Source organism: Streptomyces sp. NPDC098781 (assembly GCF_044759995.1).
Taxonomy (GTDB): Bacteria; Actinomycetota; Actinomycetes; order Streptomycetales; family Streptomycetaceae; genus Streptomyces.
On the sequence record NZ_JBIWAK010000006.1, the window covers coordinates 405,619 to 422,839 of the forward strand.

16 protein-coding genes are annotated in these 17,221 nt (G+C 70.8%); 10 read left to right on the plus strand and 6 right to left on the minus strand.

Annotated features, from left to right (window positions below):
- Positions 1 to 9: 9 nt before the first annotated feature.
- The 3 genes from ACIQWG_RS26285 (at position 10) to ACIQWG_RS26295 (ending at position 3,947) form a co-directional block, all read left to right on the plus strand.
- The gene (locus ACIQWG_RS26285) at positions 10 to 669 is read left to right on the plus strand and encodes a LuxR C-terminal-related transcriptional regulator (RefSeq protein WP_404100374.1); all 660 of its coding nucleotides are present in this window, start codon (positions 10 to 12) and stop codon (positions 667 to 669) included.
- Positions 670 to 943: 274 nt separating this feature from the next.
- Positions 944 to 2,875: a 2-oxoacid:acceptor oxidoreductase subunit alpha gene (locus ACIQWG_RS26290; RefSeq protein WP_404100118.1), complete on the plus strand. Its 1,932-nt coding sequence runs from the start codon at positions 944 to 946 to the stop codon at positions 2,873 to 2,875.
- Positions 2,868 to 3,947, plus strand: coding sequence for a 2-oxoacid:ferredoxin oxidoreductase subunit beta (locus ACIQWG_RS26295; RefSeq protein WP_404100120.1), 1,080 nt, complete (start codon positions 2,868 to 2,870; stop codon positions 3,945 to 3,947). Before ACIQWG_RS26290 ends, ACIQWG_RS26295 begins: the two co-directional genes overlap by 8 nt.
- A 181-nt stretch (positions 3,948 to 4,128) precedes the next feature.
- On the opposite strand, the gene ACIQWG_RS26300 is transcribed toward ACIQWG_RS26295, so the two are convergent.
- Positions 4,129 to 4,551 (minus strand): winged helix-turn-helix transcriptional regulator, encoded by a 423-nt coding sequence (locus ACIQWG_RS26300; protein WP_404100122.1) that lies wholly within the window; start codon positions 4,549 to 4,551, stop codon positions 4,129 to 4,131.
- An 89-nt stretch (positions 4,552 to 4,640) separates the two neighbouring features.
- Here ACIQWG_RS26300 and ACIQWG_RS26305 point away from each other — a divergent pair, with 89 nt between their 5' ends.
- From ACIQWG_RS26305 to ACIQWG_RS26320, 4 genes are all read left to right on the plus strand, one after another.
- The gene (locus tag ACIQWG_RS26305; RefSeq protein ID WP_404100124.1) at positions 4,641 to 5,495 is read left to right on the plus strand and encodes an SDR family oxidoreductase; all 855 of its coding nucleotides are present in this window, start codon (positions 4,641 to 4,643) and stop codon (positions 5,493 to 5,495) included.
- Positions 5,496 to 5,648: 153 nt separating this feature from the next.
- Positions 5,649 to 6,617, plus strand: a complete 969-nt coding sequence (rarD, locus tag ACIQWG_RS26310) for an EamA family transporter RarD (protein ID WP_404100126.1) — start codon at positions 5,649 to 5,651, stop codon at positions 6,615 to 6,617.
- Between the two features lie 128 nt (positions 6,618 to 6,745).
- Positions 6,746 to 7,225, plus strand: a complete 480-nt coding sequence (locus ACIQWG_RS26315) for a VOC family protein (RefSeq protein WP_404100128.1) — start codon at positions 6,746 to 6,748, stop codon at positions 7,223 to 7,225.
- Positions 7,226 to 7,413: 188 nt separating this feature from the next.
- Positions 7,414 to 8,361 carry a M28 family metallopeptidase gene (locus tag ACIQWG_RS26320; protein WP_404100130.1) on the plus strand — a complete coding sequence of 316 codons (948 nt, stop codon included), beginning with the start codon at positions 7,414 to 7,416 and terminating at the stop codon, positions 8,359 to 8,361.
- Between the two features lie 11 nt (positions 8,362 to 8,372).
- On the opposite strand, the gene ACIQWG_RS26325 is transcribed toward ACIQWG_RS26320, so the two are convergent.
- Positions 8,373 to 9,725 (minus strand): tetratricopeptide repeat protein, encoded by a 1,353-nt coding sequence (locus tag ACIQWG_RS26325; RefSeq protein ID WP_404100132.1) that lies wholly within the window; start codon positions 9,723 to 9,725, stop codon positions 8,373 to 8,375.
- A gap of 278 nt (positions 9,726 to 10,003) precedes the next feature.
- On the opposite strand from ACIQWG_RS26325, the gene ACIQWG_RS26330 reads away from it, so the two are divergent.
- From ACIQWG_RS26330 to ACIQWG_RS26340, 3 genes are all read left to right on the plus strand, one after another.
- Entirely contained in the window at positions 10,004 to 10,525 is a 522-nt protein-coding gene (locus tag ACIQWG_RS26330; protein WP_404100134.1) for a DUF6668 family protein, read from the plus strand.
- 80 nt (positions 10,526 to 10,605) lie between these two features.
- Positions 10,606 to 11,841, plus strand: a complete 1,236-nt coding sequence (locus tag ACIQWG_RS26335; protein ID WP_404100136.1) for an amidase — start codon at positions 10,606 to 10,608, stop codon at positions 11,839 to 11,841.
- Positions 11,842 to 11,910: 69 nt separating this feature from the next.
- Positions 11,911 to 12,495: a flavodoxin family protein gene (locus tag ACIQWG_RS26340; protein WP_404100137.1), complete on the plus strand. Its 585-nt coding sequence runs from the start codon at positions 11,911 to 11,913 to the stop codon at positions 12,493 to 12,495.
- Positions 12,496 to 12,508: 13 nt separating this feature from the next.
- Here the strand turns inward: ACIQWG_RS26340 and ACIQWG_RS26345 are convergent, their stop codons facing one another.
- The 4 genes from ACIQWG_RS26345 to ACIQWG_RS26360 form a co-directional block, all read right to left on the minus strand.
- Positions 12,509 to 13,405, minus strand: a complete 897-nt coding sequence (locus ACIQWG_RS26345; protein ID WP_404100138.1) for an ABC transporter permease — start codon at positions 13,403 to 13,405, stop codon at positions 12,509 to 12,511.
- Positions 13,392 to 14,402, minus strand: a complete 1,011-nt coding sequence (locus tag ACIQWG_RS26350; protein ID WP_404100139.1) for an ABC transporter ATP-binding protein — start codon at positions 14,400 to 14,402, stop codon at positions 13,392 to 13,394. The genes ACIQWG_RS26345 and ACIQWG_RS26350 overlap by 14 nt, the downstream gene beginning before the upstream one ends.
- A gap of 59 nt (positions 14,403 to 14,461) precedes the next feature.
- Positions 14,462 to 15,721 carry an outer membrane lipoprotein carrier protein LolA gene (locus tag ACIQWG_RS26355; RefSeq protein WP_404100141.1) on the minus strand — a complete coding sequence of 420 codons (1,260 nt, stop codon included), beginning with the start codon at positions 15,719 to 15,721 and terminating at the stop codon, positions 14,462 to 14,464.
- A gap of 289 nt (positions 15,722 to 16,010) precedes the next feature.
- On the minus strand, positions 16,011 to 17,066 hold the full coding sequence (locus ACIQWG_RS26360) for a CHRD domain-containing protein (protein WP_404100143.1): 1,056 nt from the start codon (positions 17,064 to 17,066) through the stop codon (positions 16,011 to 16,013).
- Between the last annotated feature and the right edge of the window lie 155 nt (positions 17,067 to 17,221).

Below are 17,221 nucleotides of genomic sequence, written 5' to 3' on the forward strand. Positions count from 1 at the left end.
GAGGACAGGGTGCGGGTGGTCATCGCCGAGGACTCGGTGCTGCTCAGGGAGGGGCTGACCCGGCTGTTGACCGACCGTGGGCACGAGGTCGTGGCGGGAGTGGGCGACGGCGACGCGCTGGTCAAGACCATCACGGAGCTGGACGACCAGGGCGAGCTGCCGGACGTGGTGGTCGCGGACGTACGGATGCCGCCGACACACACCGACGAGGGAGTGCGGGCGGCGGTGCTGCTGCGCAAGGCACATCCCGGACTCGGAGTACTCGTACTGTCGCAGTACGTGGAGGAGCGGTACGCCACGGAGCTGCTGGCCGGTTCCAGCCGCGGAGTCGGCTATCTGCTGAAGGACCGCGTGGCGGAGGTCCGGGAGTTCGTGGACGCGGTCGTGCGCGTGGCCCAAGGGGGTACGGCCCTCGACCCGGAGGTCGTCGCCCAGCTGCTGGGCCGCAGCCGGAAGCAGGACGTGCTGGCGGGGCTCACCCCACGCGAGCGGGAGGTGCTGGGGCTGATGGCCGAGGGGCGGACCAACTCCGCCATCGCCCGGCAGCTGGTGGTGAGCGACGGTGCCGTCGAGAAGCACGTCAGCAACATCTTCCTCAAGCTCGGGCTGTCCCCGAGCGACGGGGACCACCGGCGGGTGCTCGCGGTGCTCACCTACCTGAACTCCTGACGGGCCGGACCCGTGTCAGTCAAGTGGGTGACCGCTCCGGCGGTGTCCACCGGACGGACGCCGGCACGGCAACCGAACGACGCGCGGGCAGCGTCTTCAAAAGCAACGCCGGGGGGCGTGCAAACCATGACAAGTCAGGGTGGCGAACCGTTCCAAATCCATGTCCGTCATGCGAATGGCCCAGGGAGGGCGACCTTTGCGGACGTAGGGTTGATCCTGGGAAGGCTTGCGGGAAGGCCAGCCCAGACAGCCGCCTCGAAGGAGGTCCAGTTCAGTGACCAGCCAGGTCAGTAGCCCAGCGGAGCAGGCCGACGAAGCCGTCGTGGGAGAGCAGCGCAAACCGGCAGGGACGACGAAGGACGTCCGCCGGCTGGACCGGGTGATCATTCGTTTCGCGGGGGACTCCGGCGACGGAATGCAGCTCACCGGCGACCGTTTCACCTCGGAGACGGCGTCCTTCGGAAACGACCTTTCGACGTTGCCGAACTTCCCCGCCGAGATCCGCGCCCCCGCCGGAACCCTGCCGGGCGTGTCCTCCTTTCAGCTGCATTTCGCCGACCACGACATCCTGACTCCGGGTGACGCGCCGAACGTGCTGGTGGCGATGAACCCGGCGGCCCTGAAGGCCAACGTGGGCGATCTGCCGCGCGGCGCGGAGATCATCGTCAACACGGACGAGTTCACCAAACGGGCGATGCAGAAGGTGGGCTACGACACCTCGCCGCTGGAGGACGGCTCGCTCGACGGCTACAGCGTCCACCCGGTGCCGCTCACGACGCTGACGGTCGAGGCGCTCAAGGAGTTCGACCTCACCCGCAAGGAGGCCGAGCGCAGCAAGAACATGTTCGCGCTGGGCCTGCTGAGCTGGATGTACCACCGGCCGACCGAGGGCACCGAGCGCTTCCTGACGTCGAAGTTCGCCAAGAAACCGGACATCGCCGCCGCCAACATCGCCGCGTTCCACGCGGGCTGGAACTTCGGCGAGACGACCGAGGACTTCGCCGTCTCCTATGAGATCGCGCCGGCTACGACGGCCTTCCCGGTCGGCACGTACCGGAACATCTCCGGGAACCTCGCCCTGTCCTACGGACTGATCGCCGCGTCCCGCCAGGCGGACCTGCCGCTGTATCTGGGCTCGTATCCGATCACGCCGGCCTCGGACATCCTGCACGAGCTGAGCCGGCACAAGAACTTCGGCGTACGGACCTTCCAGGCCGAGGACGAGATCGCCGGCATCGGCGCGGCGCTGGGGGCGGCCTTCGGCGGCTCGCTCGCGGTGACCACCACGTCCGGCCCCGGTGTGGCACTGAAATCGGAGACCATCGGGCTCGCCGTCTCCCTCGAACTGCCGCTGCTGGTGATCGACATCCAGCGCGGCGGTCCCTCGACCGGCCTGCCCACCAAGACCGAGCAGGCGGACCTGCTCCAGGCGATGTTCGGCCGCAACGGCGAGGCGCCGGTGCCGATCGTCGCCCCGTGCACCCCGGCCGACTGCTTCGACGCGGCTCTGGAGGCGGCGCGGATCGCGCTGACGTACCGCACTCCGGTGATGCTGCTGTCGGACGGCTATCTGGCCAACGGCTCCGAGCCCTGGCGGATCCCGGAGCTGGACGAGCTGCCGGATCTGACGGTGCAGTTCGCGCAGGGCCCGAACCACACCCTGGAGGACGGCAGCGAAGTCTTCTGGCCGTACAAGCGTGATCCCCAGACCCTCGCCCGGCCGTGGGCGATCCCGGGCACGCCGGGTCTGGAGCACCGCATCGGCGGCATCGAGAAGGAGGACGGCACGGGCAACATCTCCTACGCCCCGGCCAACCACGACTTCATGGTGCGCACCCGCCAGGCCAAGATCGACGGCATCGAGGTGCCGGACCTGGAGGTCGACGACCCGCACGAGGCGAAGACGCTGGTGCTGGGCTGGGGATCGACCTACGGCCCGATCACGGCCGCGGTACGACGGTTGCGTACGGCGGGCGAGTCGATCGCGCAGGCGCATCTACGCCATCTGAACCCGTTCCCGAGCAACCTGGGCGTGGTACTCGGGCGCTACGAGAAGGTGGTGATCCCCGAGATGAACCTCGGCCAGCTCGCCACTCTGGTCCGGGCGAAGTACCTGGTGGACGCCCACTCGTACAACCAGGTCAACGGCATGCCGTTCAAGGCGGAACAGCTTGCCAAGGCTCTCAAGGAGGCCATCGATGCCTGAGACGTCCACGGAAGGCACGGGCACGATCGAGGCGCTTTCGCTCGTCCCCAAGGCCGTGGCCCGGCAGTCCATGAAGGACTTCAAGTCCGATCAGGAAGTGCGCTGGTGCCCCGGCTGCGGTGACTACGCGATCCTCGCCGCGGTCCAGGGCTTCATGCCGGAGCTGGGCCTGGCCAAGGAGAACATCGTCTTCGTCTCGGGCATCGGCTGTTCCTCTCGCTTCCCGTACTACATGAACACGTACGGGATGCACTCCATCCACGGCCGTGCCCCGGCCATCGCGACGGGCCTGGCGTCGAGCAGACGCGATCTGAGCGTCTGGGTCGTCACCGGCGACGGCGACGCGCTGTCGATCGGCGGCAACCACCTGATCCACGCCCTGCGACGCAACGTCAACCTGAAGATCCTGCTCTTCAACAACCGGATCTACGGTCTGACCAAGGGCCAGTACTCGCCGACCTCCGAGGTCGGCAAGATCACCAAGTCGACGCCGATGGGTTCGCTGGACGCGCCCTTCAACCCGGTGTCCCTGGCGATCGGCGCGGAGGCGTCCTTCGTGGCGCGCACGGTGGACTCCGACCGCAAGCACCTCACCCAGGTGCTGCGCGAGGCGGCGGAGCACAAGGGCACGGCGCTGATCGAGATCTACCAGAACTGCAACATCTTCAACGACGGCGCCTTCGAGGTCCTCAAGGACAAGCAGCAGGCGGAGGAGGCGGTGATCCGCCTCGAACACGGGCAGCCGATCCGCTTCGGCACGGACGGATCGCGCGGCGTCGTGCGGGACGCGCAGACCGGCGACCTCAAGGTCGTCACCGTCACCCCGGAGAACGAGTCGCTGATCCTGATCCACGACGCCCACTCCGCGTCCCCGACCACGGCCTTCGCCCTGTCCCGCCTCGCCGACCCGGACACCCTGCACCACACCCCGATCGGGGTGTTCCGTTCGGTGGAGCGACCGGTGTACGACACGCAGATGGCCGACCAGCTCGACAGCGCGATCGAGCAGAACGGCAAGGGGGACCTGGCGGCACTGCTGGCAGGCGGGGACACCTGGACGGTCGTCGGCTGACCGGGGACTGAACCGACAGCAGGGGCGGACCGGGCGCGCTGTAGCGCCCGGTCCGCCCCTTCGGCGCTGCGCTGCGACGTCCCTGTTCAGCCTTCACCCCGGTGAGCCGTCACCCCTGCTCAACCTTCACGCCCGCGCTGAGCCGTCACCCCTGCTCAACCTTCACGCCCGCGCTGAGCCGTCACCCCTGCTCAGCCTCCTTGCGGGCGTCGTACGCCTCCCGCGCCCGCTGCACGTCCGCCATCCGCTCCTCGGTCCACAGCGCCAGCCCGCGCACCTGCTCCGCCGCCTCGCGGCCGAGGTCGGTCAGGGAGTAGTCCACGCGCGGGGGGATCACCGGCTTGGCGTCGCGGTGGACCAGGCCGTCGCGTTCCAGGGTCTGGAGGGTCTGGGTCAGCATCTTCTCGCTGACCCGGCCGATGGCACGGCGCAGTTCGCTGAAGCGGTGGGGCCGGTCCAGCAGCACGATCAGGACGAGGACGCCCCAGCGGCTGGTGACGTGCTCCAGCACCAGGCGGTGCGGGCACATCTGCTCGCCGATGTCGTACTTGCCGACCGCCACGCTGCTTGTCACCCTGCTTGTCACACCAGTACTTACTGCCATGCCAGTACCTTACTTCAAAGTGGGTACTTTCCGATAGATAGTGCAGCTCCTAGGGTTAGTGGCACCGCACCCCACAAGGAGTTCTGATCATGAGCATCGTCGTCACCGGAGCCACCGGACACCTCGGCCGCCACGTCATGGAGCAGCTGCTCCAGCAGGTCCCGGCCGACCAGGTGACCGCCGTCGTCCGCACCCCCGAGAAGGCCACCGACCTCGCCGAACGCGGGGTGAAGCTCGCGGTCGCCGACTACAACGCCCCCGAGACCTTCGACGGGCTGTTCGCGGCCGGCGACAAGGTGCTGCTCATATCCGGCAGCGAGGTCGGCAACGACCGCGTCGGCCAGCACACGGTGGTCATCGGCGCCGCCAAGGCCGCCGGTGTGGCCCTGCTCGCCTACACCAGCGCGCCCGGCAGTCTGACGGCCGCCCTCGCCGACGACCACCGCGGCACCGAGAAGGTGCTCCTGGAGTCGGGGCTGCCGTATGTACTGCTGCGCAACGGCTGGTACCACGAGAACCACACCGAGAACCTCGCCCCCGTCCTGGAGCACGGCGCCGTCACCCATGCCGCCGGTGCCGGCCGAGTCTCCTCCGCCTCGCGCGCCGACTACGCGGCCGCCGCCGTCGCCGTACTGACCGGCGAGGGGCACGAGAACAAGACGTACGAGCTGGGCGGCGACATCGCCTGGAGCTTCGCCGAGTACGCGGCCGAGCTGAGCCGGCAGACCGGCAGGGAGATCGCCGAGAACCCCGTCGACGCCGAGACCCTCACCGGCATCCTGACCGGCGCCGGGCTGCCTGAGCCGTTGGCCGCGATCCTCGCCGGCGTCGACACCTCCGTCGAGAAGGGCGAACTGGTCGTGACCAGCGGCGATCTGTCCCGCCTGGCCGGCCGCCCGACCACGCCGCTCGCCGAGTCGATCACGGCCGCGCTCAAGGGCTGAGCTCCACCCGGCCCCCCCGAGGAGATCGCCGGAGATCCCCCGGAGAAGACGGACCTCCGCCTGTCATGACCGTATGGCGATACGGGCATGACAGGCGGGGGTCGTCGGCGTTACCTTCGTGCGGGCCGATATTGGGACGCGGCCGAGTGAGGCATGAAGGAGGGGGCCGTGACCGGGACGTCCAAGGGTGAGCGGCGGATGGGGCTGCTGAACGGCTTCGCGGCGTACGGCATGTGGGGGCTCGTCCCGCTCTTCTGGCCCCTGCTGAAGCCGGCCGGCGCGATCGAGATCCTTGCCCACCGCATGGCCTGGTCCCTGGTCTTCGTGGTGGTCGCGCTGCTCGTCGTCCGCCGCTGGGCCTGGGCGGGTGAGCTGATACGGCAGCCCCGGCGGCTGGCGTTGATCGCCGTGGCCGCGGGGGTGATCACCGTCAACTGGGGCGTCTACATCTGGTCCGTGAACTCGGGCCATGTGGTGGAGGCCTCGCTCGGCTACTTCATCAACCCGCTCGTCACGATCGCGATGGGTGTGCTGCTCCTCAAGGAGCGGCTGCGGCCCGTGCAGTGGGCGGCGGTCGGGATCGGCTTCGCGGCGGTGATCGTGCTGACCGTGGGGTACGGCCAGCCGCCGTGGATCTCTCTGATCCTCGCGTTCTCCTTCGCCACCTACGGGCTGGTGAAGAAGAAGGTCAACCTGGGCGGCGTGGAGTCGCTGGCCGCCGAGACCGCGATCCAGTTCCTGCCCGCCGTGGCATATCTGGCCTGGCTGTCGGCGCAGGGGAAGTCGACGTTCACCTCCGAGGGACCCGGGCATGTGGCGCTGCTCGCGGCCACCGGGATCGTGACCGCCCTGCCGCTCGTGTGCTTCGGCGCGGCGGCGATACGGGTGCCGCTGTCGACGCTGGGGCTGCTTCAGTACCTGGCGCCGGTCTTCCAGTTCCTGCTCGGCGTCCTGTACTTCCACGAGGCCATGCCGGCCGAGCGGTGGGCCGGGTTCGCGCTGGTGTGGCTGGCGTTGACGCTGCTGACGGCGGATGCCTGGCGCGCGGCGCGGCGCGGCAGGGTGGCGGCGACGATCACGCCCAGGATCGAGGATCCGACTTCGGCCGCGGTGGACGCCTGATCCTGAGCCCCGGACTGGCCAGACGGCCCAGAGGCCGGAGGCCCGGACGGCCCGGACGGCCCGGACGGCGCAGGGGAACCCGGCGATTCCCGTTGCGGCCCGCTCCCTCACCCCATATCAGTGGTCGCATGACAACTCAGGAACCCGGCACCGCCCCGGCCCCCCTCCACTGGAAGCTCGTCATCGACTGCGCCAGCCCCCAGTCCCAGGCGGACTTCTGGGCCGCCGCGCTGCGCTACGAGGTCGAGGACAACAACGCCCTCATCGAGCGGCTGCTGGAACTCGGCGCGGTGCCGCGGGAGGCCGTCGTCGAGTTCCACGCCCGGCTGGCCTTCCGCGACCTGGTGGCCGTACGGCATCCGGACGACCCGTACGACAAGGACAGCGGCACCGGACTCGGACGGCGGCTGCTGTTCCAGCGGGTTCCGGAGGAGAAGACCGTCAAGAACCGGCTCCATCTCGACCTGCACACGGCGGCCGGGGAGCGCGAGGGCGAGGTCGAGCGGCTGGAGGGACTGGGGGCGGGCGTGCTGCGGCGGATGAACGAGCCGGCGGGGCAGTGGGTGGTGATGGAGGACCCGGAAGGGAACGAGTTCTGCGTGCACTAGGCGCACAGCACGGCGCGCAGGTACGCCGGTACGCAGGTACGCAGGTACGCCGGTACGCAGGGTTTTCCCTATCCGAACTTCTCGTCCGGATAGCGCTCTTGACGGAGAGTCAGAATCACCCGGACCATCCAAGGCACCCCATTCACTGAGGAATCCCCGTGATTCCCTAGGAATTCGGAGCCCCCCACATGAAGCTCTCCGCCACCTGGCGGGCGTCGGCGGCAGCGGCCGTCGCCACCGCCACGCTCCTGACCAGCGGATCCATAGCCGGCGCGGTGCCCAGAGCCGAGGCCCTGGCCGCCGCGCCCGACATCCCCGTGGCCAACGTCAAGGCCCACCTCACCCAACTCCAGTCCATAGCCACCGCCAACGGCGGCAACCGCGCCCACGGCCGCCCCGGCTACAAGGCGTCCCTCGACTACGTGAAGGCCAAGCTGGACGCCGCCGGATACACGACGTCCATCCAGCAGTTCACGTCCTCCGGCCGCACCGGCTACAACCTGATCGCCGACTGGCCGGGCGGCGACACCAACCAGGTCGTCATGGCCGGCTCCCACCTCGACAGCGTCTCCTCCGGCCCCGGCATCAACGACAACGGCTCCGGCTCGGCGGCGGTCCTGGAGACCGCGCTCGCCGTGTCACGGGCCGGCTACCAGCCCACCAAGCATCTGCGGTTCGCCTGGTGGGGCGCGGAGGAGCTGGGGCTCGTCGGTTCCCGCTACTACGTCAACAACCTCTCCTCCGCCAACCGCGCGAAGATCAGCGGCTATCTGAACTTCGACATGATCGGCTCACCCAACGCCGGGTACTTCGTCTACGACGACGACCCCGCGATCGAGAAGACCTTCAAGGACTACTTCGCCGGCCTCGGCGTCCCGACCGAGATCGAGACCGAGGGCGACGGCCGCTCCGACCACGCGCCGTTCAAGAGCGTGGGCGTGCCGGTGGGCGGACTGTTCACCGGCGCGAGCCGGACGAAGACGGCGGCGCAGGCGGCCAAGTGGGGCGGCACCTCCGGGCGGTCCTTCGACCGCTGCTACCACTCGTCCTGCGACACGACGTCCAACATCAACGACACCGCGCTGAACCGCAACAGCGACGCCGTGGCGTACGCCGTGTGGGAGCTGTCGGACTGACGGCCGAAGCCTCACCCGGTCGGCGGTTCGGCCGACTTGGCGGCGCGGGCGGTGAGCCGGTCCATGCGCGCGCGGGCCGACTCCAGTTCCTCGACGTCGTCGGCGGCCGGACCGCCCTCGGCCGTGAGCTCGGCCCACAGACCGAGCAGTTCACGGCCGAGGTGCAGTCCGAGCGCCGGGTCCCGTACGGCGCGCCAGGCCGTGGCCGCGCCGTGCAGGCTGCCGTACGCCGCCTCCGCGGCGCGGGCGCGGTGGTGCCGGCGCGCCACGTCCAGGGCGAGGGCGAAGGCTCGCTCCGGGTCCCCCGCCAAGTAGGCGATGTAGGCGCTGAGTTCACGGATCCGCAGCACCTCGGGGTGCTCCGGCCCCAGCACCGCCGACGCCTCCGCCACGGTCCGCTCCGCGAGCTCCGCCGCCTCCGCGGTCCGGCCCTCCTTCACGGCGTCGTTGATCCGCGCGCTCCGTTCGGCGAAGGGGGAGGCGTCGGCGGTGGCGGGCGCCATGTCACCGAACATGGCTTCCGCGACCGCGTCGAAGCCCCGGGGCGGAGCGGGTTGGGCATCGGGATCGATCTCCGGCTCCGGACCCGGGTCCGGCACGGGGACGGCGGACCGAGCCGGGGCCGACACGGGGAGGGGGGCCGGGTCGGACAGCGGGATGGGGTCGCGGGATGGCTGCGGTACGACGTCCTGGGGCGCGGCGGTCTCCGGTACGGCGGTTCGCGGTACGGCCGTCTGCGGTACGGCAGTTCGCGGTACGGCCGTCTGCGGTACGGCGTCCCGGGGTACCTCCGTCGGCTCCGGCCCCGCGTCCATGCGAGGCGGTGGGCCGAACTCCCCGAGCGGCGGCGCGACCGTGCCGGGCACCGCGTCCTGTCCGGGTCCGGGCAGCGGGCGCAGCCGGAAGGTGGGCGAGGCGTCCTGGGCCGGGCCCGGCAGCGGTCGTAGGACATGGGTGGCGGTGTCCCGGTACGGGGTCGCCCCCGGGGTCGGGTCACTCGTCGCCGAGCCCCGCACGATGGGCTCCTCAATCGCCGGTTCAGCCACCGGAGCCGTCCGTACCGGCTCGGCGGTGTAGCGGCTGGAGCCGTCCTGTTCCACCAGCAGGGGGACGACGTAGCCGATGCGCTCGTCGTGGACGGTGGCGTGCACGGGACGGCCGGCGGCGAGGGCGATGCGCTGGAGGTGGGTCAGGACGACGTGCTGGATCTCCTCACCAGGAGCCGCGCTCACGGGTACGCCGCCGATCGACGCGACCCCGCCCGGACCGGCGGCAGGGACGTGCACATCGATCGGCGCGGCCACGGGGGCCGCCGCGGCGGCGCGTTCGTGGTCCCGCTTCTTCGCACGGCTCAGTCGAGGCATCGCTTCCCTCACTCGCATGCGTCGGGGAGTTCGCGGACGGCGCGTTCGGGTTCCATGGTGCTCCCTCTCGCCGTCGGGTTCCGCCTGCCCCGGCGTCCAGGTCCGTCGTACCGGTCGTACGGTCGGACTCGTCGTACACGTACTCTCGAGTCTCTCCGGCCGCGCGCGGTACGGACGTCACCGGGGCGTCACAGACTCGTTCCAGGAGCTTGTGCCACGTCACAGCGTTCTCATGCCTCGCGCGCAGATCGTTGGCTTGACGAGGGAGGAGTGCGGGCATGCGGACTGACGTGCGCGTACAGCAGGGGCGGCCGCAGCCGGGGCCGGAGATCTGGGTCCGGGGGCCGGTGGCCCTGCCGGACGAGCCCGCGCACTCCCCCTCCGCCGGCGGCCCCCGGCGTTTCTCCTGGGTCGGCGTGCACGGCGGAGCCGGTGTCTCCACCCTCACCGCGGTCTACGGCGGCCACGACTGCGGCCGGGACTGGCCGGGGCCGGCCGAACCACCGTCGGTGCTGCTGGTGGCCCGTACTCATGCGACCGGGCTGACCGCCGCCCTGAACGCCCTGGAGGTCTTCCGGCGCGGTGAGGTCCCGCACGGGCTGGACCTCGACGCCGTCGTCCTGGTCGCGGACGCACCGGGCAGGCTCCCGCGCCCGCTCGCCGAGCGCGTCAAGGTCATCGAGTCGGTGATCGACGTGTACCGGGTGCCGTGGGTAGCGGACTGGCGGCTCGGCGACCTCGGCGGCCGCCCGCCCAAGGAGGCCGACCCACTGGCCCGGCTGACCGGTCGAGCGCGCTGAGACCGACGTCCGGCGCACCCGACCCCGCCCTCTCCGCCGAGGAGATCGCCGCAGCCGTACGCTCACAGGCCGTACGCGCGGTGGATGTCGTCACGCAGTGCCTCGACCGCATCGAGCGGGCCGATCCGCTTCTCTCCGCCTTCATCGAGGTATGGGGAGAAGAGGCGCTTCGACGGGCCGCCGAGGTGGACGCACGGGTCGCCGCGGGTGAGCACCTGCCGCTGGCCGGCGTACCGGTCGGCGTCAAGGGGCGGCGCGGGCTGCGGACGGCGGGCCCGCTGCTGGCGGCGGGGTGCGTGGCCGTGGGCGCGACGGCCGTGCCGGGGCCGGGAACCGCCTGGCAGACCTGGGGACTTGGCCGGCACGGCCGTACGGTCAACCCCTGGCGTCACGACCGTACGCCGGGCGGCTCCTCGGCCGGTGCCGCGGCGGCCGTGGCGGCGGGGCTGGTGCCGCTCGCGACCGGGAACGACGGGGCCGGGTCGGTGCGGATCCCGGCGGCGTGGTGCGGGGTCGTCGGGCTGAAGGCGGGCAACGGCCGGTTGCCCTCGGCCGACCCGAGCGGGCTCATGGCGCCGGGGGTGCTCGCGCGGTACGTGGGGGATGCGGTGGCGTACTGGAGAGCGGTGTCGGGGGGTGGGGCACCGGGGGCCGGCGGGGACGGGTCCTCGGACGTCGGCGGGACCTCGGGGGCCGGCGGGGCCGGCTCCTCGGACTTGGGCGGGACCCCGGAGGCCGGCGGGTGCGCGTCCTCCGACTCCGACAGTCCGGCCGTCCCCTACGACGCCCCCATCGCCGTATGGTCCCCCGACCTCGGCTTCGACTCCCCCGACCCGGACGTCGTCGCCGTCGCCCGGGCCGCTGCCGTACGGCTCGTCGAAGCGGGCGCGATACGGCCGGCTCGCCCCCTCCCGCACACCCCGCTCCGCCTGGACGACCCCGCCCCGGCCTGGCTCGCCCTGCGGAACCCCGACGCGGGGCCCGCCCGTATCCGCGAGGCGCAACGCGTCCGCGCCGCCAACGACCGTCGCCTGGCCGCCCTCTTCGCCGACGTCCAGTTGCTGCTGACGCCGACCGCCCCGACCCCACCGCACGGTCACGACGGTCCGGGCGAGCGCTACTCCACCTCCCTCACCTGGGCTTTCAACCTCAGCGGGCATCCGGCGATCAGCATTCCGGCGGGTTTCGGGCCGGACGGCTGCCCGGTCGGGCTCCAGTTGGTGGCCGCGCACGGCGAGGAGTCGCTGCTGCTCGCCGTGGCCGGGGCGGCCGAGGCGCACCTCGGGCCCTGGACTTCTACATGCGTACGCATATAATGCACGTGCTAGTAATTGTCGTACGCCGACTTTCCGGCCCGTCGTGAGGGCCGGTCGTTTGGGGGACCCATGACCCGCCGTTTCCTGTTCGTCCTCGGCAGCAGCCGACCCGACGGCAACACCGAGTTGCTGGCCCGCCGGGCCGCCGAGCAGTTGCCCGAGGATGTCGAACAGCAGTGGATCGACCTGGCCGGGCACCCGCTGCCCGACTTCGAGGACCTGAGGCACGACAGCGACCATGTGCGCCCCAGGGAGGGCGATGTGGCGCTGCTGCTCGACGCGACACTCGCGGCGACGGACATCGTGATCGTCTCGCCGCTGTACTGGTATTCGGTGTCCGCCCACGTCAAGCGCTACCTCGACTACTGGTCGGGCTGGCTGCGCACACCCGGCGTCGACTTCAAGGCGACCATGGCCGGCCGCACCCTGTGGGGCGTCACGGCGCTCGCGCACGAGGAGCGGGAGGTCGCCGACCCGCTGGTCGGCACACTGAACAACTCCGCCGCGTACCTGGGGATGCGGTTCGGCGGGGTGCTGCTCGGCAACGGCAGCAAGCCCGGTGACGTGCTCGACGACACCGAGGCCCTGACCCGGGCGAAGACCTTCTTCGCCCAGGAGGCCCCGCTCGCGCGCTTCCCCTACGAGACGCCGTGAGCCGCCCGCCGCTCTAGGCCGTGATGTCCTTCGCCATGAACCGCGCCCACGCCGCCGATCCGAACACCGCCGCGTAGAGGGCCTGGATGCCGAGGTTCTTGACCAGGTCGTCCCAGTAGACGGGCTCGCGCATCAGGTCGGCGAAGGACAGCCAGTGGTGCGAGAAGAAGTACGGCTGGATCGCGTGCAGCTGCGGGATCTGGTCGAGGATCTGCACGGTGATCAGCAGGCCCACGGTCGTGGCCATCGCCGCGATACCGCTGCTGGTCAGCGTCGACACGAACAGGCCGAGCGCGGCCACGCCGATGAGTGAGGCGGCGACGACCAGGGCGATCAGCAGGGCTCTGACCAGCCCCTCCGCGAAGCTGATCCGGGTGCCGGAGATGGTCGTGAGGTCGCCGAGCGGGAAGAGCAGTGCCCCGACCGTGAGCGCCGAGACCGCGACCACGAGAGTGGCCACCAGACAGAAGGTCATCGTGGTCGCGTACTTGGTGAGGAGCAGCCGGGTGCGTCCGGCGGGGGCGACGAGGAGATAGCGCAGGGTGCCCGCGTTCGCCTCGCCGGCGATCGCGTCGCCCGCGATCACGCCGATCGCCATCGGCAGGAAGAACGGCAGCGTGGCGGCCAGCGCGGTGAAGACCAGGAACAGGCCGTTGTTGGTGATCTGGGAGATGAACGCCGGTCCGCCGCCCTCGGGGCCGCCCGCCGAGGATCCGTCGCCGGTCTCGATCTTCACGGCGATCCCGACCAGGATCGGCACGGCGGCCAGCACCGCGAGCAGCGCGAGGGTGCGCCAGCGCCGGAAGGTGGTGAGCAGCTCGCTGCGGAAAAGACCGAAGGTCCACAGCGGGCCCGGTTTCCGGCCGCCCTCGATCGCGCCGCCCGGCCGGACGACTTCAGCCCGCGACATCGAACCCCTCCCCCGTGAGCGCCACGAACGCGTCCTCCAGGGAGGCCCGCTCGACGCCGAAGCCCCGGACCCGGACCCCGGCCCTGACCAACGCCGCGTTCACGTCGGCGAGATCGCGGTCCGGAGGGTCCGCGGTCACCCGGTCGTCGGTGAGGACGACGTCGCCGGCGCCCTGCTCCTTCAGCACCCGGGCCGCCTCCCCGGTGTCGGGTGTGGTCACGACGAGCCGGCCGCGTACCCCGGTCGCCAGCTCGGCCACCGCGCCCTGGGTGATGAGCCGGCCCTGGGCCATCACGGCCGCGTGTGTGCAGACCTGCTCGATCTCGTCGAGGAGGTGGGAGGAGAGGAAGACGGTCGTGCCGTCGGACGCCAGCTCCCTGATCAGTGAGCGGATTTCGCGCATGCCCTGGGGATCGAGCCCGTTGGTCGGCTCGTCCAGCACGAGCAGCCTGCGCGGCTGGAGCAGGGCGGCCGCGAGCCCGAGCCGCTGCTTCATCCCGAGCGAGTACGCCTTGGCCTTCTTGCCCGCGGCGGCCGTCAGACCCACCCGGTCCAGCGCGGCGGCGACGCGAGCGCGCCGGGTGCGCGGATCGGCGGTCGGGTCGGCCGCGTCGTACCGCAGGAGGTTGTCGCGGCCGGAGAGGAAGCCGTACAGCGCGGGCCCCTCGATGAGCGCGCCCACCTGCGGCAGTACGGCGCGCGTCGCCCGGGGCATGGGCCGGCCGAGCACGTGCGCCGTGCCGGAGGTGGGCTCGATCAGGCCCATCAGCATGCGGATGGTGGTGGTCTTGCCCGAGCCGTTCGGACCGAGGAAGCCGAAGACGCTGCCCGCCGGGACGGTCAGGTCGAGACCGTCCACGGCGAGCTGCCCGCCGCGGTAGCGCTTGGTGAGCGCCCGGGTGGCGATCACCGTGTCGACGTGGTCGCCGGCGTCGACCCGGCCGGACTCACCGGCCGGACCGACCTCGTCGCCCTCCGCGGCGGTCAGTTCCTCCACAGGCCCCTCAGGTTCCTCGGTCCGTGCGTGTCACCGAATGCGAACGCCCGTTCCCCGGGTCACTTCCCGGAGTCGGCCGCCTTCACGAGCGTGGCCTTGTCGACCGCGCCCACGTAGACCTTGCCGTCGTCCGTCATCAGCGCGTTGATGAGGCGGGTCTTGAAGACCGTGCCCGAGCCGAACTTACCGGTGGTCTTGTCGCCCAGGGAGTCCAGGAAGCCGCCCATCTCGCCGCCGACCTCGGCGCCGGAGGGGACGCCCTCGCCGCCGGTGTCGAAGACGGCCACGGAGTTCCAGCCCTCGCCGATGATCTCGGGACCGCCCTCGGGCGCCTTGCCCTCGGACTTCGGGCCGCCGAACTCCTTCTCGAACTCCTTGCGGAACTCCCCCTCGGACTTCGCGGAGCCGTGCTGGTCGGCCGCGCCTTCCAGCGCCCCTTCCTCGGTGACCTTCGCGCCCTTGGGCGGGGTGAAGTCGAAGGTGGAGGCGTCCGGCTTGGCGAAGCTGACCTGGGTGAAGCCCGCGTCGATCACGGCCGCGCCGCCGCTCGACGGGGTCAGCGTGAACTTCAGCGGCATACCGGTCTCGGCGTCCACGGCCACGGTGATCGCGCCGACCGTGGTGCCGGACTGCTTCGGCTTGACGACCAGCCGGTAGGCGTCCCGGCCCGCGACCTGTGCGGTGCCGTCGACGGTGACCGACGTGGTGTCGTCGACCGCCTTCAGGGCTTCCTCGGTGAACTCCTGGGGAGTGGCGGGGGCCTCTTCGGCCTTGCCCTTCTCCTCCTGCGCCTCCTCGGCGGTGCCGTGGTAGACCTCGTTCGACTTGCTGTCGTAGCCCCAGATGTCCTTGCCGTTGTGGATGAGGCTGTACTCGGAGGCGTTCTCCAGCAGGGAGAGCTTCTGCTTGTTCTCGCCGTCGACGGCGAGACGCAGGGTGTGCGTGCCGGACGCCAGTTCGGTGAGCTTGGCCGAGGGGTCGGCCGACGAGCCGTCACCGGAACCGGACGCCATGGCGCCGGAGGCGAAGCTCGACTCCAGTCCACCCAGGTCGGGCAGGCCCAGATCGGTGGTGATCTTGAAGGTGCCGGACAGCTGCTCGACGTCCGACTTCGCGATCTTCTCGATGAGTTGCTGTGCGGTGATGTCCGGCAGGTCCGGGTCGCCGGAGTCGGCGATCGCCGGGACGAGCCCGATGGTCGCCGCCGCGACTCCCACGACCGCGACCGGGACGACGTACCGAGCGGCCTTGCGGCGCCCCGCCCGCAGGTCGTCGGCCTCCTCGACGGTCGTGCTCTCGTCGGATTCGTACGGTGCCATGTGTGCCCTACCTCCGTCGTCGGCGGCGGCTGTCCTTCTCGTTCCTCGCCCGCGAGTCCTGTGACCCCGCACTTGCCCACCCCTGAGCCGCCATTCTCACCCGAATCGGTGAGGAGTGGTGTTTTCTGTGTTCTCCATCTGACCAAATCAGCGGAAGAGATTCGTCAACCTGCGGAGCCAACTCCGCGTACACCTGGGGTATGACACGCGGAGGCGACGCCTCCCCCGACCCGTAGGGGTGGGTGCGGGGAGACGCCGCCTTGGCTGCCGCCGTGTGCCACGGAAACGGTCAGCTGTTGAGGAACACGTAGTCGGCCTGGTACGGCACGCCGACGATCGCGCCGGGCGTGCAGGAGCCGGCCGGGGCCACGCCGCCGACGGTGTTCAGCCGCAGGATCTCGGCCGTGTCGGCCAGCAGGCCACGGTGCTTGCCGGACTGAGTGGCCTTCAGGTCGAGCTCGGGGATGTTCTTGTCGCCGTTCGGGGTCTTGGAGATGACGGACCCGGTCACCGCGCTGCCGTCCCGCGCGATCCACTGCGGCGTACCGGAGTTGGGGGCGACGAAGGAGTGCGCGATACGACCGCCCAGTACGGCGCTGACGTCCCGCTGGGCGAAGGCGTACCCGCCGCTCTCGGCCGGCTTGCACTGGTAGATCTGCTTGCCCTTGACGACGGACGCCTGGAAGTTGTGGAGCGCGTCGCGGAAGTCGAACGCGGCGACCGTGACCTTGTGCAGTTGCCCTCGCACCGCGCCGCCCGGGAACTCGGCGGTGTGGAGGTTGGCGTAGAACGAACTCGGGTCGGTCTTGAGGGCGTTGAGCAGGGCGGGGTCCTTCACCTTGACGGTCCCGGTGAGGCTGTGGCCCTTGACGTTGTGACCCTTGACGCCCTGACCCTTGGCGCTGTGGCCCTTGCTCTTGCCGAGGAGGCCGCCGAAGTCGACCTTGATGCCGCCGTTGGTGCCCTTCGCACCCTGGTGGATGTGGAGGGCGGTCGGCTTGCCGGTGCCCCGCCAGGTGACGGCGACGGACACCTTGTCGCCCTTGACCTTCACGAACTGCACGGCGGCGCCGTCCTTGTCCCCGACAGCGGGCCCACCCGCCACGGGCACCTCGTTCGCCCCTCGAAGGCTGGCGGCGAGGACGGTGGCCCCGCCTCCGCCACCGAGGGCCCCACTCCGACTCACGATCCCCTGCGTGTCGCCTCCTGCGTGGCCCGCGTGGTCGGCACGGTCCCCTCCGGCGGCGAAGGCGGGAATCACCGCGGCGGCGACACCACCGGCGGCGGCCACCGCGACCGCGGTGACGATCAGGCTCTTACGGCGCTTCGAGAACGTCGTCTTCATGCCCATGATTCTGTTTTCTCCCCGTATGACAGCCGACGCCCCCTGCGTCAGCTTCTGGGCATTCATACGGAGGGGATCTTACTTTGGACTCAGTCCAGACTTGTGGCGTGCGTCACATCCGGCGATACGGCCGGGGCGGAGCCTTTGGGTGGGGA

Excerpts from the sequence above, each read along its gene's own strand:
- ACIQWG_RS26295 (WP_404100120.1), top strand. The coding sequence starts at position 2,868 with ATGCCTGAGACGTCCACGGAAGGCACGGGCACGATCGAGGCGCTTTCG.
- ACIQWG_RS26300 (WP_404100122.1), bottom strand. The coding sequence starts at position 4,551 with ATGGCAGTAAGTACTGGTGTGACAAGCAGGGTGACAAGCAGCGTGGCG.
- ACIQWG_RS26305 (WP_404100124.1), top strand. The coding sequence starts at position 4,641 with ATGAGCATCGTCGTCACCGGAGCCACCGGACACCTCGGCCGCCACGTC.
- rarD (WP_404100126.1), top strand. The coding sequence starts at position 5,649 with ATGAAGGAGGGGGCCGTGACCGGGACGTCCAAGGGTGAGCGGCGGATG.
- ACIQWG_RS26315 (WP_404100128.1), top strand. The coding sequence starts at position 6,746 with ATGACAACTCAGGAACCCGGCACCGCCCCGGCCCCCCTCCACTGGAAG.
- ACIQWG_RS26320 (WP_404100130.1), top strand. The coding sequence starts at position 7,414 with ATGAAGCTCTCCGCCACCTGGCGGGCGTCGGCGGCAGCGGCCGTCGCC.
- ACIQWG_RS26325 (WP_404100132.1), bottom strand. The coding sequence starts at position 9,725 with ATGCCTCGACTGAGCCGTGCGAAGAAGCGGGACCACGAACGCGCCGCC.
- ACIQWG_RS26330 (WP_404100134.1), top strand. The coding sequence starts at position 10,004 with ATGCGGACTGACGTGCGCGTACAGCAGGGGCGGCCGCAGCCGGGGCCG.
- ACIQWG_RS26340 (WP_404100137.1), top strand. The coding sequence starts at position 11,911 with ATGACCCGCCGTTTCCTGTTCGTCCTCGGCAGCAGCCGACCCGACGGC.
- ACIQWG_RS26345 (WP_404100138.1), bottom strand. The coding sequence starts at position 13,405 with ATGTCGCGGGCTGAAGTCGTCCGGCCGGGCGGCGCGATCGAGGGCGGC.
- ACIQWG_RS26355 (WP_404100141.1), bottom strand. The coding sequence starts at position 15,721 with ATGGCACCGTACGAATCCGACGAGAGCACGACCGTCGAGGAGGCCGAC.
- ACIQWG_RS26360 (WP_404100143.1), bottom strand. The coding sequence starts at position 17,066 with ATGAAGACGACGTTCTCGAAGCGCCGTAAGAGCCTGATCGTCACCGCG.